Raw genomic sequence first — 15,406 nt, 5'->3', positions numbered from 1 at the left:
GATGTGGCCATCTTGGCAACCGGAACCGGTCACCTCATGACCGGTTTTTTGTGCAAGTGTTGTCGGCGTGCGAACCGACCGGCTGGTGGCCGTCCTTCTCCTGCTGCAACGGCGCGAGCGGGTGACAGCAGCGGAGGTCGCCCGGGAGCTAGAGGTTTCCGAGCGGACCGCCCGCCGTGACCTCGACGCTCTGGCCATGGCAGGGGTCCCCGTGTACTCCGCGCGGGGCCGGGGAGGTGGCTGGCGGCTCGTGGGCGGCGCCCGTACCGACCTGACCGGGCTGACCGCTCGGGAGGCCAGGGCGCTGTTCCTGGTGGCCGGCCCGGCCGCGGCGGCGGACCCGGCCGCGAAGGCCGCTCTGCGCAAGCTCGTCCAAGCCTTGCCGGAGCCCTTCCGCGTACCAGCACAGGCGGCGGCGTCGTCGAGGCTGGTGGATCCGCATCGATGGGGTGTGAGCCGGGTCGAGTACCCACCCCCGCCGCTCCTCGACGACGTCCAGGACGCGGTGATCCGTGGCGTCCAGACTCGGCTCGGCTACGTCGACGGCGACGGCTCAGGAACCGAGCGGATCGTCCACCCGCTCGGCGTCGTCGCCAAAGGACCGACGTGGTACCTCGTCACGCACACCGACGCCGGTCGACGGACGTTCCGGATCGACCGCGTGTCATCCGTCGAGCCGACCGGCGATCCCGTGCACCGACCCGAGGGGTTCGACCTCGCTGAGAGCTGGAGGGAGATCGCCGACGAGGTCGACCGAAGGCGAACACCTCTTGAAGTCCAGGCCGTGTGCGCTCCCGAAGGGATCGGCAAGCTCCGCATGACGCTTGGGGACCGGCTCGAGGTCGGAGGTCCCACGATCGACGGCCGCATCGAGGTCGTGATCCGCGGCTACAACGAGTACGCGCTCGCGGGCGAGCTGGCCGGACTGGTCGAATGGCTCGAAGTGACCGGCCCACCTGGTGTGCGGGACCACCTCACCTTGATCGGCAACGCGCTCGTCGAGCGATACGGCTGAGACAACCCCGACGGTCCCGGCCTGAACCCGTCGGTGGAGGCAGGTCAGTCAGGCGGCAGTTCGCCGAGCAATTGCTCCACGCGCGAACGGATGTCGTCCCGGATCAGGCGGACGGCTTCGATGCCCTGCCCCGCCGGATCGTCGAGCTTCCAATCCTCATACCGCTTGCCGGGGAAGATCGGGCAGGCGTCGCCGCAGCCCATGGTGATCACCACGTCGGAGGCCTCGACCGCGTCGGCCGTGAGGACCTTGGGGTGGGCGGCGGTGATGTCGATACCGACCTCTCGCATCGCTTCCACCGCGACCGGGTTGACCTGCCCGGCGGGTTCCGACCCGGCCGAGCGGACTTCGATCCGGTCGCCGGCCAGGTGGGTGAGCCATCCGGCGGCCATCTGGGAGCGGCCGGCGTTGTGGACGCAGACGAACAGGACGGACGGCTTGTCAGGCACGGGCGGGCTCCTCGGGGGTGAACAGGCGGCGGCCGGCCAGGCTGACGTAGACCAGGGCGACCAGGACGGGAACTTCGATGAGCGGGCCGACCACGCCGGCCAGGGCTTGGCCGGAGGTGACGCCGAAGACGCCGACCGCCACGGCGATCGCGAGTTCGAAGTTGTTGCCGGCGGCGGTGAAGGCGAGTGTGGTCGTCTTGTCGTACGGCAGGCCGATCGCCTTGCCGGTCAGGAAGCCGCCGCCCCACATGAGGGCGAAGTAGGCCAGCAGCGGCAGCGCGATGCGGGCGACGTCGCCGGGCTGGGAGGTGATGGTGCGGCCTTGCAGGGCGAACAGGATGACGATGGTGAACAGCAGGCCGTACAGGGCGATCGGGCCGATGCGCGGCAGGAAGCGCTGCTCGTACCAGGTGCGGCCGCGGGCGCGCTCGCCGAGCTTGCGGGAGGCGTAGCCGGCGGCGAGCGGGATGCCGAGGAAGACGAGCACGTAGAAGGCGATGTCGAAGGCCGAGACGTCGAGAGCGGCCTGGGACAGGCCGAGCCAGCCGGGCAGCACCTGGAGGTAGAACCAACCCAGCGCGCCGAAGGCGATCACCTGGAAGATGGAGTTGAGCGCGACCAGGACGGCGGCGGCTTCCCGGTTGCCGCAGGCCAGGTCGTTCCAGATGAGCACCATGGCGATGCAGCGGGCGAGTCCGACGATGATCAGGCCGGTGCGGTACTCGGGCAGGTCGGGCAGGAAGATCCAGGCCAGCGCGAACATCAGTGCCGGGCCGAGCACCCAGTTGAGCAGGAGCGAGGAGATCAGCAGGCGGCGGTCGCCGGTGACGGTGCCGAGCCGGTCGTAGCGGACCTTGGCCAGCACCGGGTACATCATCAGCAGCAGGCCGAGCGCGATCGGCAGCGAGATCTCCCCGATCTTGACGGCGTCCAGCGCGGTGTCCAGGCCGGGCACCAACCGCCCGAGCAGCAGCCCTGCGCCCATGGCCGCGATGATCCACACCGGCAGGAACCGATCCAGCACCGACAGAGCACCGATCACGCCGGCCGGAGGCGCGGCGGCCTGTGCGGGTTGAGCCGACATCATCGCGGCACCGCCGCCGCACCGGCCGGCAGGCCGGCGGCTTCGCCGGTGGGCCCACCGGCGGGCAGGGTCAGCAGGGCCGACAGCTCAGCCAGCGTTTCGGGCACCAGCCGGTAGTACACCCAGGAGGCGCGCCGCTCGGAGGTCAGCAGCCCGACCTCTTTGAGCACCTTGAGATGGTGGCTGATGGTGGGCTGGGACAGGTCGAAGGCGTCGGTGATGTCGCACACGCAGACCTCGCCTCCGGCGCGGCTGGCCACGATCGACAGGATGCGCAGCCGTACCGGGTCGCCCAGCGCCTTGAACACGCGCGCCACCCCGGCCGCCTGCTCGGCGTCCAGCGGCTCGCGGGTCAGCGGCGGGCTGCACTCCAGGATGTCCAGCAGTTCCATCCACTGCCCTTCCGTATAGACACTCATCGAAATAGGTGGATGTCTATATTGACATGTGTCTCTGCCCGCTGGGTACGTGATCCTGCTCTCAGCCGGCCGTGGCGCTGCGGCGTTCGATCAGCATCACATCGCGCCAGAGGCCGTGGTGGCGGCCGCGCATCGACACGTCGCGCTCCGAGCCCGGCTCCCGAGGAGGCGGCTTCGATCCGGCTCCACAACAGGCTCACGATCAACGCCTCTCGGGCCGATTGATCGACGCCACCCAATCCCCCGAAACCATCACTGAACGGCGTGAAGTCAGGAGTTCAACGACGGGCGATCAGGAGCGCCGCCCGTTTCCGCCGTATTCCGGTGGCACTCCCAGGAGTAGTCGTTCCCGTCCCGGCAGGTCGCCGGGACGCGCCGGTTCGCGGTGGCCCGGCCAGCCGGAGAACGCGTGCTGGCCGCACTGACCTGCGACTACGTCCCGCTGATCATCGAGCGGGAGCCGGTGGCGGTGATCAGCGGCAGGCGCATCGTCACCGCCCCCGGCGAGCCCTCACGCTCGCGCCGGCCGCGCGCGCCCGCGCCCTGCTCTGGGGCGACCTCAACCCGGCCGTCGTCGCCTCCTTGCCGCCGGCCGCCGAGGTGCCCCTGGCGAAGCCGGCCTGACAGCCGATCAAGCGGTTGAAGGTCTGCGGATCAAGGACGGCGCCCTGAAGGACGTGTTCCGAGATGGAGCCTCCTGCACCAAGAACGACAACCATTGTCATAGTGCCATGATCGCCGCAAACCGTCCATCGCTATAGAAATGATTATCGTTCGCATCTATTCTGGCGGGGCACCGATGGACGGACGGCGGGCCTGCCCGCGCGTCGTCCTTCCATGAAGACCGGTTGATCGGAGATGGCATGTCCTTGTCCCACGCCCCGCATGACGACCTCGAAGCCGAGCTGAGCCGGATCTGGGGAGAGTTGCTCGACGTGGACCCCGAGGAGATTCCTGCCGACGCCGCATTCCTGCGGCTGGGCGGCGACTCGGTCCTGGCCGTACGCATGTCGGCCATGGTCCGCAGGCGGATGGCGGTGGAGCTGGCGCTGTCGGACGTGACGGTGGAGATCACCTTGGCCCGGCTCGCGGAAGCGATTCGCCGGCGCAGGGCCCGCGGGAACGGAGCACAACGCGCCCTGCCGGTGGAGATCGAGCGTCGTGCGGACCCGTCGGCGCCGTTCCCGCTGATGCCGCTCCAGCAGGGATACTTCGTCGGGCAGCACGACGGCTGGGAGCTGTCGTACGAGTCGGCGCACTTCTACGCCGACTTCGGGCTCGCCGGCCTGGACGGCGACGAGGCCCCGGAGGCGCTGGAGGACGCGCTGGCGCGGCTGGCCCTGCACCAGCCGATGCTGCGGGCACGGATCACCCCGCAGGGAGAGCAGTACGTCCTCGCGCCCGACGCGCCCGGCGCGATCCCGCGGCCCCGCGTGTACGACCTGCGCGCGGCCGGCCCGCAGGAGGTGCAGGCGCACCTGCTGGCCGTCCGGCACGAGATGCGCACCACCGGGCCGAACCCGCTGCACGGACCGGGCCTGGACATCCGGCTCAGCCTCCTGCCCGGCGATCGAGGGCGGCTGCACACCGGCGAGAGCCTGCTCATCATGGACGGCTGGTCGGCGACCCTCCTCAACCGCGAACTGCTCACCCTGGCCGCCGATTGGAACGCCGTCCTCGCCCCGCTGGACGTCGACTTCGGCGACTACGTGACCTCGCTCGGCCGGCTGCGTGACAGCGAGCCGTACGCCGCGGACCGCGACTGGTGGCACGCACGGCTCGGCGACGTGCCGCGCCCGCCCGCCCTGCCGCTGCGCGCCGACCCCCTGGACGTGCGGGCCAGCACCATGGAGACCCTGGAGAACCACGTGGCGGCGGACCGCTGGGCGGCGCTGCGCGACCAGTGCGCCCGCCGGGAGGTCACGCCGTCCGCCGCGATGCTGACCGCCTTCTCCGTGGTGCTCGCCCGCTGGGCCGGTCACCGGCGGATGCTGCTCAACTCCCTGCAGCTCAACAGGTTGCCGTTGCATCCCGACATCCATCGCGTCATCGGCGCGTTCGCCACCACGATGCTGATCCCGCTGGAGCCGGCGCGGGGCCGTACGTTCGCCGAACTGGCGGCGGAGACCCAGCGGACCTTCACCGAGCACGCGGCGCACAACCTGGTCTCCGGCGTGGAGGTGTCACGGGAGCTGGCCCGGCGGCGTGCCACCACCCGGCCGGTCGCACCCGTGGTCTTCCAGAGCACCCTCGGCATGGACGCGGCGATCGGCGCGCAGGCGGAGTCCGCGGGACCGCTGGGCGATCTGAACTTCGACGACTTCCACCAGCAGCTGCGCACCCCGCAGGTGGCGCTGGAGGCCCGCTTCTACGAGCTGCGCGACGAGCTGGTCCTCGTCTTCTCGCTGGTGAAGGAGCTGTTCGACACCGAGCAGGTGGACGCCGCCTTCGCCGACCTGCTGGCGCTGGTCGAGACGCTGGCCGACGAGGCGGGCTGGGACCAGGTCGTCGGCCTGCCCGCCGCGGCGGCTGCCGAGCCCGTGCCCGGCCTGACGCTGGACCGGCTGCCGGAACCCGATGCCGACCACGGTGACGGTCCGCCGGTCGACGAGCTCGAACAGCGGATCTGCGCGGTCTGGGAGGAGGTTCTCGGCGTCCCCGTGCTCGACCGGGGCGCCGGCTTCTTCTCCCTCGGCGGCGACTCGCTGCTGGTGGTCCGCACCCTGGCCCGGATCGCCAAGGAAACGGGCGGCGCGCCAAGCGTGCGCGAGGTCCTCAACGCCCCCACGGTGGCGGGCGTGGCGGCGGCGGTCCGGGCGCGCCTGGCGGACGCGCGGCCATGACGGTGATCGGCGTCCTCGGCGGCGCGGGAACGGTGGGCCGGGTGGCCGTGGACCGGCTGGCCGGCGAGGGCCTTGGTGAGCTGCGCATCGGCGGGCGGGACATCGACCGGGTGCGCGCCGTCTGCCACGCGACGCCGGGCGCGGCCGTTCCCCGGCGGGTGGACCTGCGCGACCCCGATGAACTGCGCGCCTTCTGCGCGGGCTGCCGGGTCGTGGTCAACTGCGCCGGGCCGTCCTACCAGGTGCTCGACACCGTGGCACGGGCCGCGCTGGCGGCAGGGGCGGACTACGTCGACGCCGGCGGGGACGTGACGGCCATCGGCGCCTTGGAGTCCGCCGCGCCGCCGGAACTCGCCGAGCGGGCGGCGGTGTTCTCGGCCGGGGTGATGCCGGGGCTGTCCGGGCTGCTGCCGCGCCTGCTGGCGACCGGACCCCTGGCCCGGCTGGACGGCTACGTCGGAGGCGCCGCCCGCATCAGCGCCTTGTCGGCGGTGGACGTGCTGCTGACCCGGGGCCCGCGCTTCGGCACCGCCCTCGCGGCCTGGCGGGACGGACGGACCGCACCCGGTGCCCTGGCCCCCCTGCACGAGGTGACGTTGCCCGGCTTCGCCGGGCGGGTGCACGCCTGGCCGTTCCTGTCGGCCGAGGTCGCCGGACTCGCCACCGAGCTGGACGTCGCGGAGGTGCGCAACTACACCGTGTACGTCACCGACGCCATCCCCCGGGCACTGGCGGCGGCATGGGCGGACGACGCGCCCATCGAGGAGCACGTCCCCTCGGTCGTGGCGGCGGCCGAGGCCGACCTCGCCGCCACCGGCCCGTACTACACGCTGCTCTTCCAGGCAGTGCCCGCCCCAGGGCCCGCCCCAGAACCCGCACAGAGCACGGCGCCGCGCCGCCTGATCCTGCGGACGCCGGACTCGTACGCGCTCAGCGGCGTCGTCGCGGCCATCGCCACCGGCGAGGTGCTGGGCGGCCGGGTCAAGCCGGGCGCCTGGTCCGCCGCCGAATGCCTGGACGCGGCCGCCGTCTTCGCCCGGCTGGCCGGAGACCCGCTCGTGACGCAGGCCGAGATCCGCTAGCGCCCCTCCTTTTCCGAGCATGAAGGATGAAGATGATCAACGGTAAGAGCCAGACGAGATACGACGTGATCGTGGCCGGCGGCGGCCCCGCGGGGCTGAGCGCCGCCCTGGTCTTCGGACGGCAGCGACGGCGGGTCCTGGTGATCGACGGGGGCGACGTGCGCAACGCGCCGGCCTCCGAGATGCACATGTATCTGAGCCGTGACGGGTTCCCGCCCGCGCGGCTGCTGGAGCTCGGCAGAGCGGAGCTGGCGGCCTATCCGTCCGTGGAGCTCCGGCGGGGAGCCGTGCGGTCGGCCCGCGGCAAGAAGGACGACTTCGAGGTCGAGCTCGACGATGGAGCGGTCATGCGGGCGCGGCGGCTCGTCCTGGCCACCGGGCAGGTGGACGAGCCGTACCCCATCGAAGGGCTGAAGGAGCGGTTCGGGCGCGGCGTCTACCACTGCCCGTTCTGCCACGGCTGGGAGACGCGCGACCGGTCCCTGGCCGTGATCACGCGCGTCCCCGCGGAGACCTCGCTCGCGCTGTACGTCGCCGACCGGTTCAGCGACGACGTGGTCCTGTGCACGCACGGCCCGCTGGAGCTGCCCCCTGTGCTCGCCACCAAGTTCGGCGAGCAGGGCGTCCGGGTGATCGACACCCCGATCGTCCGGGTGACGGGCGAGCCAGGCGCCCTGGAGCTGCACTTCGCCGACGGCAGCACGCTGGCCCGCCAGGACCTCTACCACCGTGCGCCCACCCGGCAGCACTCGGCGCTCGCCGCCGAGCTGGGCTGCGAGCTCAACGCCGACGGGACCGTCCGGGTGAACGAGCTGCAGGAGACCACGGTGCCGGGCGTAGCGGCGGCGGGTGACACCGCCAAACTTCCCGCCGTCCCGGACGCTCCCACGCTGGTCTCGCTGGGCGCCGCGGACGGGGTGCGCGCGGCGGTGTGGATGGACGGCGACCTGTTCCGCTCCGACCTCGGCCTGACCCCGTCCTGACCCCGTCCTGACCTGGTGTGGTGGCCGGAGCTCCAGGCTCCGGCCACCGTACCGGCTCACCTCCGGCGGGCCACGAACAGGTGCAACCCGGTGGCGGCGAGCGGGTGATCATCGCCCGGCAGCGTGAACATCGGGTCCAGGCCCGCCTCGCGCAGCACCTTGAGCCATTCCTCGCGGGTGAGGAACACCCGGTCCCCGGCGTCGCGCGGATCGCCGGGATAGAGCCGCGGCCCGCCGGTTCGCGGCGACATCAGGAACTGCATCGAGGTCAGGATGGCGGGCATCTCCCGGCAGGTCTCCACGAAGACGAACAGGCCGCCCGGCGCCAGCGACCGGCCGAGTGCGGCGACCGCGTCCGGTGCGTGGCGGGCGTTGTGGAGCACGTTCGCCGACAGCAGCACGTCCTGAGAGCCTGGCGGCACGCCCTGGCCGGCCGGGCCGGCGTTGATGTCGAAGAGCGCGAACCGCACCCCGGGCCGGTCACCGAAACGTTCCTGCCCCAGTGACAGGAAATAGCGCGACACGTCGGTGAACAGGTAGTCGATGTCCTGGCCGGTCAGCGCCCGCAGCGCGTCCACCGTCGTGCCACCGACCCCCGCGCCCAGCTCCAGCACCCGCAGCGGCTCCGCCCGTCGTCCGGCCGCCCAGCGCAACGTCTCTCCGGCGGCGGCGTTGAGGTAGCGGTTGACGGTGTTCTCCCGGTACGCGCCATCGGCCGTGCTCATGTCGTCGCCGGCGAACAGCAGCGCCTGCGCCGGCACCTCGTCGCGCAGCAGTTCCGGCAGCCGGTTCATGGCGGCCAGCAGGAACCGGGTCGTTTCCGCCGGATAGCCGATCGCGGCGCCGTCGGCCTCCAAGCCCCGGCCCGCCGCGACGACCTCGTCCCTGCGCACCTTGCGCAACCCGTGGAAGCGGCCCTGCGCGTCGCGACGCAGCAGCCCTTCGCGCGTGAGCGCCTCCAGCCAGCGGCGCAGGATCCACCCGTGCCGCTCAGCCACCTTCAGCGCGTCCATGATCTCGCCGGCCGTGGCGCCGTCCCTGATCAATCCGGCCGGACGCAGGGTGCACGCCATCGCCAGCAACGCCGCCTCGTCCAGCCGGCGCAGGAAGCCCGGCAGCCGCGCGGCGTCCACGTTCGCGACCGCCTCGGCGGCGCGCGCGGCGGCGCGTCGCCGTATCTCCGCGTCCCCGTCCCCGTCCTGATCCTCGTCCCGGTCCTCGCCGATGCCGGTGGCGGGTGGCTCGACCACGACGGCGATGTCGCGGTGGGAGGGCACCGACCGGCGCAGGACGGAACGCGAGATCTCCTGGAGCCTGCGGCGGGTGAACGCGATGAACGGGTCGTGCGCCGTCCCGCCCACAAGCTCTTGCACCGGCCGGGCCGCCGCGTCGGCCGGGCCGGCCACGCCCAGCGTCGCCGGGTCGCCGGGATCCGCCACCACCGCGGCGCCGGGACCGGCCGCGGCCCGCAGCCGGGACGGCGCCACCGCTCCCGGCCGATCGCGCCCGAGCACGGCGTTGGGGATGCCGCGCACGTGCACCGGCTCACCCGACAGCAGGGCCGTCAGCGCGCCGAGACGGTCGTCGCCGGGCAGCGACGTCCAGTCGACCTCCTTCGGCACGGGAGGCGGGCCGGCGTCCACCCGCAGCACCGCGTCGAAGCGGTAACGGGTCAGCTCCGTGTCGTCGGTCATGGTCTTGGGATGGACCCGCAACCGGGCGGTCCGCCCGCTGTCCCGGGCCAGGTCCGCGGCCAGCCGCGCCAGTAGCGGCGGGTCGAACAGCAATTCCTCGTCGCGGGCGGCACGGTCCGCGGCCCGCCGCGCGATCTCGCCGGCGGCGGTGGACGGGGCGGTGGCTTCCTCCACCCAGCGGGCATAGGCGTGCAGCAGCCGGGAGTCGCGGACGTCACCGACGATCACCGAGCCGCCCGGCGCGACCAGTCCCATCACGTCGCCCAGCACCACCCGCAGGTAGTCCACGCCGGGGAAGCACTGGGTGACGGAGTTCAGCACCACGCAGTCGGGACGGCCTCCGGGCGCGCCGATCTCCTCGAGCGCGGCGCGGACCGCGGGGGTGGTCGCCTCGTGGGCCGCCGCCCGCACGATCGCGGTCCGGGGAAGGCCGCGGGCACGCAGGGCGGCGACGGCGGCGGCCGAGACATCGGTGCCCACGTAGCCCTCGACGCGATCGAGCAGGCGGTGCATCAGCAGCCCCGTGCCGCTGCCGAGTTCCAGGATCCAGCGCGGACCGGTGCCGAGCACCAGGTCGACGGTGTGATCGATCCACTCGCGCATGTGGGCGACGGGCAGCGGGCGGCCCGTGTCGGATGCGCGCCAGCCGGACAGGTCCAGGTCGGGGGAGTGCCGGGCGTCGTCGTGCGTGTAGGTCCAGTCGTAGACCTCGCCCCAGTGTTCCAGGTACTCGGTGACCAGGCCGCCGACGGGCCGGATGGTCAGGGCGGAGTGGTCGGGGCGGACGTGCAGGCGACCGCCGGCGCCCGGCCGGGCTTCGCCGATCCAAGGGTGGGCGAGCAGGGTCAGGGCCGCTTCGGCGAGCGGGGATTCCGGATCAGGGTGCACGGGTGTGGGTCTCCGTTCCGATGGCTTCAGGGGACAGCCGGTGGCCCGCCAGGTACAGCACGCGGTCGGCGCGGGCCGCGACCTCGCGGTCATGCGTGACCAGCAACACGGCCAGGCCGCCGGCGCGCAGGCGTTCCAGCAGGCCCAGCAGCCTGGCGGCGGTCACGCCGTCCAGCGCTGAGGTGATCTCGTCGGCGAGCAGCACGGTGGGGCCGGCGGCGAGCGCGCGGGCGAGCGCCACCCGCTGTCGCTGCCCGCCGGACAGTTCCCCCGGTCTGCGGGCGGCCACGGCCGGGTCGAGCCCGACCTGCCGGAGCAGCCGCGGCACTTCGGCGTAGGCGTGGGCGCGGGGGAGCCGGCGAAGGACGCGCGCGGGCCGGGCGAGCGCCGTCGCCACGCGGTGGGCGGGATTGAGCGCCCCGGCCGGGTCCTGGCCGACGAGCTGCACGGCCCGCAGCGCCGTACGGGGCCGCCGGTCCAGCGGCCAGGCGAGGGGAAGCCCGCCGGACCACAGGCCGCCCGCCTCGGGAGGCAGCAGGCCGGCCAGCGCGCGCAGCAGGGTGCTCTTCCCGGCGCCGGACGGCCCGAGGATCGCGACCAGCTCGCCCGGACACAGGGTCAGCCCGGCGCCGGCCAGCAGCGTCTCGCCGCCTCGCGCCAGCCGCACCCCCTGCGTCCGGAGCAGCGGCTGCTCGCCGCGAGCGGGTCGCGCGGCCAGGAGAGCGGAGCCGGGGGCCGCGATGTCCGGCACGACGATGGACGAGAGAGCGGGGGCGCGCTCCGTGGTGTCCGGAACTCCGGCGATCGAGGGACCCGGGTCGAGGCCCGTCGCGTGCCGCACGCCTACGGGTGCGGGAGCCGGGGCAGAGCCCGTGGTCGACGGGCGGCTCGCGGGCGGTGCGCCGATGGTCAGGACGCGGTCGGCGACGCGGGACACGAACTCCTCGTCGTGGGAGATCACGAGGGTCACCGACCGGCCGTCGGCGCGGCGCCGTCCGATGGCCTGGACGACCAGGTCGAGGGCGGCGGGGTCGAGCCCGCTGGTGGGCTCGTCCAGCACCAGCAGGCCGGGTTCGCCGAGCAGGGCGCGGGCGAGCGCCACCCGCTGAGCCTGGCCGCCGGACAGCTGGTGGGGCCGGCGGTGCCACAGCCGGTCGGCGTCCAGGCCGAGCGCCGTCAGCATGGCCCGCACGTCTGCCGGCCGGCGAGAACGGTCCTCACCGACCAGGGCGCCCACGCCGAGCAGCGGATTCAGGGAGCCGGCCGGGTCCTGGTCGAGCAGGCCGGCGTGCCCCCTGCGCCAGCGTCGCGCGGCCCGCCCGGGGCGTACCGGGCTCCCGCGCCAGGTGACGACGCCGTCCGTCCTGCGCAGCCCGGGACCGAGGACGTCGAGCGCGGCCCGGACGAGCGTGGTCTTCCCGCCGCCGGACGGGCCCGTGATCGCGACGACCTCTCCGGGACCGGCGTGCAGGGCGCCTCGCGTGACGATCGGCCGCCCGCGGCCGTCGGCGACGGTGAGCCCCGCGACCTCCAGCACGGCGTCCCCGGCCGTCCGCCCGGCCCGGGACGCGGAGGGGCCGTCGTGCCTGGCGGGCACGGAGAGGTCGTGCCTGCCGGGCACGGAGGGACTGTCGCGCCCGGCCCGGGGCACGGTGCGCGGGCCGGGCGAGGAGCCGAGCGCGGCCGACAGCAGCAGGGACGCCAGGGCGAGCACGGTGAGCGCGGCGGCCGGGGCCACCAGGGCCGCCGGATTGAGCGTCGCGCCCGGCAGGTTCTCCCGCAGCATCGATCCCCAGTCGGGCGCCGGCGGCTGCGGCCCCAGGCCGAGCATGCCGAAGGCGGCGGCCAGCTGCACCGCCATGACGAAGCGGAGCACCACGTCCGCCGAGGCCAGCCCCGCGACCGACGGCAGGATCTCCCGCGCGACGATCGAGACGGCCGTCTCGCCGCGGCAGCGGGCCGCCTCAACGTAGCCGGTGTGGCGGGCCTGCCGGACCAGGTCGCGCACCATGCGCAGGCCCAGCGGTGCGCCGCCGCACACCGTGCCGGCGACCACGGCGGCCGGCGCCGGCAGGGCGACGGCGAGCACCAGCGCCGTCAGCATGAACGGCGCGGCCAGCAACAGGTCGGCCAGCGCCGTCAGCCACCGCCCGGTCCGCCCGCCCGCCCAGCCGGCGACCAGCCCGCCCGCGACGCCCGCGAGAGCGGCCGTCGTGGCCGCGACCAGCGCCGTCAGCGTGAGGTCGCGGCCCCCCGCCAGCACGCGCGACAGCACGTCACGCCCGGCCGCATCGGTGCCGAGCGGCCAGGCGGCGCCGGGCGGCGCCCACGGCATGCCGATCGACGCGGCCGGATCGTGCGGCGCGAAAGCACCGCCGCACACAGCCGCCAGCACGGTCACCGCCGCCAGTGCCGCGGCCAGTCCCGTGGCCAGTCCCGTGGCCGTCCCGTCACGCCGGCGCACGGACGCCTCCCCGTTCCTGATCCGACCACGCGGCGAGCACGTCCGCGACCGCCGACCCGGTCAGCACCACCACGGCGGCGAGCATCGCCACGGCCTGCACCACGGGGGTGTCACGGGTGCCGATCGAGCTGACCAGCAGCTCTCCCAGGCCGGCGTAGCCGAACATCATCTCGATCACCGCGGTCGCCGCGACCAGCGCGCCCCCCGTCATGGCCAGCACCCGCACGGCCGGAGCCAGCAGGAAGGGCGCCACGTGCCGCAGCGCCACCCGGTGGCGCGGCAGGCCGCGCGCCACCGCGTCCCGTACGTGCGGGCGCCGCACCGTGTCGGCGACCGCGCCGCCGAGCAGTCCCGCGCCGAACGCGGCGGCCGGCACCCCGAGCGAGAGCGCCGGGAGCGTCAGCCGCTCCACGTCGAACACCGGCGCGTCCGCGGCGGGCAGCAGCGACACCGGCGGCAACCAGCCCAGCACCACGGCGAACACGACGATCAGGCCGGTCGCGAACACCACCTGCGGGACCGCCGCCACCGCCGTCACCACGGTCGACAGCGGCTCGCGCCATCGCGGCGCCGCCGTGCCGACCAGCCAGGCCAGCAGCAGCGTCAGCGGAACGGCCACCGCCAGCGCACAGCCCGCCAGGGTGAGCGTGGCGGGCAGCCGCTCGGCGACGATCTGGGCGACCGGCCGGTCGGTGACGAGCGAGGTGCCCGCCACGCCCCGGCACAGCCCCGCCAGCCAGGACAGATAGCGCTGCCAGGCGGGAACGTCCAGCCCGAGCTCGGCCCGCAGCCGTTCGAGCTGCTCGGCGCCGGCCCGGCCCCCGGTACGGCTCTGCGCCGCGTCCGAGGGCAGCAGCTCCGTCGCGCAGAACACCAGCACCGACACCGCGACGAGCAGGACCAGCGCCCGTGCCAGCGCCACACCGGCGACGCGTGTCATCACCCGTCCAGCCGGACCTGCTCGATGAAGGCCAGGTCGAACCCGGGTCCGTCAGGCAGGCCGGAGACGCGCGACGAGGCCAGGTCGAGGCCGTCGCCGAGACCCCACACCACGTATCCGCCCTCCTCACGCAGTTCGCTCTGGAGCTTTCCGAGAGCCTCCCGCCGGCGCGTCTCGTCCTCGATCGCCATCGCCTCGTCGTAGCCGGCGTCCCACTCGGGGCGGTGCCAGGCGGTCTCGTTGGTGGGGGAGTCGCTGAGCAGGGAGACGCGGGCGACGTCGGTGAACGGGATGCCGCCGAAGAAGCCGGTGTAGAAGCCGCTCTGGGCGAACACCTTCGTCCAGTAGGTGTCCGGCGGCTCGGTGGTCACCCGCACGGTGATGCCGGCCTCGCCGAGCTGGCCGGCGAACAGCGTGGCGGCGGTGTCCATCCCCGGGTAGGAGGTGGTGGTGGCCAGCTCCAGGACCAGGCCGTCGGCGTGTCCGGCCTCCTTGAGCAGTTCCTTGGCGCGGGCGACGTCCCTCGCCCGCTGCGGCACGCCGGTCGGGCTGGAGGGATCGGCCGGGGTCAGCAGGTCGTTGCCGAGCTTCCCGTACCCCAGGAAGACCTTGTCCAGCAGTTCCTGGCGGTCGGTCGCGAGTTTGATCGCCTCACGCACGCGGGGATCGTCGAACGGCTTGCGATCCAGCCGCATCACGAACGGGTACATGGTGACGGCCGGGCGGTGCACGACCTTCAGGTTCGGGTTCCCCGAAACCTGGCGGACGGCGGCGGGGCTGACGCTGCTCGCCACGTCCGCCTGACCGGAGATCACCGCCTGGGCGCGGGCCTGCGGGTCCGGTACGGCCATGAGCTCGATCCGCGGCGTCGGCGGCGGGTCGCCCCACCACCGGTCGTTGCGTTCGAGCATGGCCCGCTGCGCGTTCCCGCCGGTCATCCGGTACGGGCCGGAGCCGGTCACGGGGCGGTCGAACGCGGTGGTGCCCTTGGGGACCACGAACGTGAACGACGCCAGCGCCCGCGGCACCTCGGCGTACGGCTTGACGGTGACGAGTTCGAGGGTGTGCTCGTCCACGACCCGGGAGGCGTCCATGTCGAACATCGCCATCCGGCCGAAGTTCTCGGCGGCCTTGTCCGCGATGCGGCGCAGCGAGAACAGCACGTCCGCCGCCCGCACGGGCCGGCCGTCGGTGAAGGTCACGCCTTGGCGCAGCCGGATCGTCCACGTCGTGAGCTTGTCGTCGGCCTCGAAGGAGGTGGCCAGCCGCGGCTCCAGGGTGCCGTCCGGCTGGAGGGTCGCCAGGACGTCATACATCAGGGCGAAGCGGGTCAGGTCGGACTGGTTGCCGACTCCGCCGTGCGGATCGTAGATCGCGGTGGCGGGGGCGCCGACCGCGACGTACCGCAGCGTCTGGACGGTCTGACCCGCCGGGGCGGCGGAGCCGCCGGCATCGCCGCCGCATCCGGCCGTCACCATGGCCAGACCGAGCGCGAGAGCGCCGAGGCGTGCGGGCAGGGAGATCATCAAAGGGTTTCCGTTTCTC

General features: G+C 73.6%; 11 protein-coding genes. 4 read left to right on the top strand and 7 right to left on the bottom strand.

Annotated elements, in window-relative coordinates; translation table 11 throughout:
* Positions 1-67 precede the first annotated feature (67 nt).
* A complete protein-coding gene (locus AB0K12_RS20620; RefSeq protein WP_364563246.1) occupies positions 68-1,015 on the top strand; it encodes a WYL domain-containing protein in 948 nt (315 codons plus the stop codon).
* A 44-nt stretch (positions 1,016-1,059) separates the two neighbouring features.
* On the opposite strand, the gene AB0K12_RS20615 is transcribed toward AB0K12_RS20620, so the two are convergent.
* Genes AB0K12_RS20615 through AB0K12_RS20605 form a run of 3 tightly spaced genes read right to left on the bottom strand, consistent with a single transcriptional unit; the run spans position 1,060 to position 2,940 of the window.
* Positions 1,060-1,464: an arsenate reductase ArsC gene (locus AB0K12_RS20615; protein WP_364563243.1), complete on the bottom strand. Its 405-nt coding sequence runs from the start codon at positions 1,462-1,464 to the stop codon at positions 1,060-1,062.
* Positions 1,457-2,548, bottom strand: coding sequence for an ACR3 family arsenite efflux transporter (gene arsB, locus AB0K12_RS20610; protein WP_364563950.1), 1,092 nt, complete (start codon positions 2,546-2,548; stop codon positions 1,457-1,459). Before arsB ends, AB0K12_RS20615 begins: the two co-directional genes overlap by 8 nt.
* A complete protein-coding gene (locus tag AB0K12_RS20605; RefSeq protein WP_364563240.1) occupies positions 2,548-2,940 on the bottom strand; it encodes a metalloregulator ArsR/SmtB family transcription factor in 393 nt (130 codons plus the stop codon). The genes arsB and AB0K12_RS20605 overlap by 1 nt, the downstream gene beginning before the upstream one ends.
* 890 nt (positions 2,941-3,830) lie before the next feature.
* On the opposite strand from AB0K12_RS20605, the gene AB0K12_RS20600 reads away from it, so the two are divergent.
* From AB0K12_RS20600 to AB0K12_RS20590, 3 genes are read left to right on the top strand one after another with little or no spacing between them, the layout of a single operon-like run.
* Positions 3,831-5,810, top strand: a complete 1,980-nt coding sequence (locus AB0K12_RS20600; RefSeq protein WP_364563237.1) for a phosphopantetheine-binding protein — start codon at positions 3,831-3,833, stop codon at positions 5,808-5,810.
* The gene (locus AB0K12_RS20595) at positions 5,807-6,892 is read left to right on the top strand and encodes a saccharopine dehydrogenase NADP-binding domain-containing protein (protein ID WP_364563234.1); all 1,086 of its coding nucleotides are present in this window, start codon (positions 5,807-5,809) and stop codon (positions 6,890-6,892) included. The genes AB0K12_RS20600 and AB0K12_RS20595 overlap by 4 nt, the downstream gene beginning before the upstream one ends.
* A gap of 32 nt (positions 6,893-6,924) precedes the next feature.
* On the top strand, positions 6,925-7,875 hold the full coding sequence (locus tag AB0K12_RS20590) for an NAD(P)/FAD-dependent oxidoreductase (protein ID WP_364563231.1): 951 nt from the start codon (positions 6,925-6,927) through the stop codon (positions 7,873-7,875).
* 56 nt (positions 7,876-7,931) lie between these two features.
* Here the strand turns inward: AB0K12_RS20590 and AB0K12_RS20585 are convergent, their stop codons facing one another.
* The 4 genes from AB0K12_RS20585 to AB0K12_RS20570 are packed head-to-tail and all read right to left on the bottom strand — an operon-like array spanning position 7,932 to position 15,387.
* Entirely contained in the window at positions 7,932-10,457 is a 2,526-nt protein-coding gene (locus AB0K12_RS20585; RefSeq protein ID WP_364563228.1) for a methyltransferase, read from the bottom strand.
* Positions 10,447-12,921, bottom strand: coding sequence for an ATP-binding cassette domain-containing protein (locus AB0K12_RS20580; RefSeq protein WP_364563225.1), 2,475 nt, complete (start codon positions 12,919-12,921; stop codon positions 10,447-10,449). The genes AB0K12_RS20585 and AB0K12_RS20580 overlap by 11 nt, the downstream gene beginning before the upstream one ends.
* Complete coding sequence (locus AB0K12_RS20575) at positions 12,908-13,861, bottom strand: ABC transporter permease (RefSeq protein ID WP_364563222.1); 954 nt, start codon at positions 13,859-13,861, stop codon at positions 12,908-12,910. Before AB0K12_RS20575 ends, AB0K12_RS20580 begins: the two co-directional genes overlap by 14 nt.
* Positions 13,861-15,387, bottom strand: coding sequence for an ABC transporter substrate-binding protein (locus tag AB0K12_RS20570; protein ID WP_364563220.1), 1,527 nt, complete (start codon positions 15,385-15,387; stop codon positions 13,861-13,863). The genes AB0K12_RS20575 and AB0K12_RS20570 overlap by 1 nt, the downstream gene beginning before the upstream one ends.
* Between the last annotated feature and the right edge of the window lie 19 nt (positions 15,388-15,406).

This window comes from Nonomuraea sp. NPDC049419, assembly GCF_040676995.1.
GTDB classification, from domain to species: Bacteria; Actinomycetota; Actinomycetes; order Streptosporangiales; family Streptosporangiaceae; genus Nonomuraea; species Nonomuraea salmonea.
Note: the sequence above shows the minus strand (reverse complement) of the source record. Positions and strands in the feature narration are given on the sequence as shown.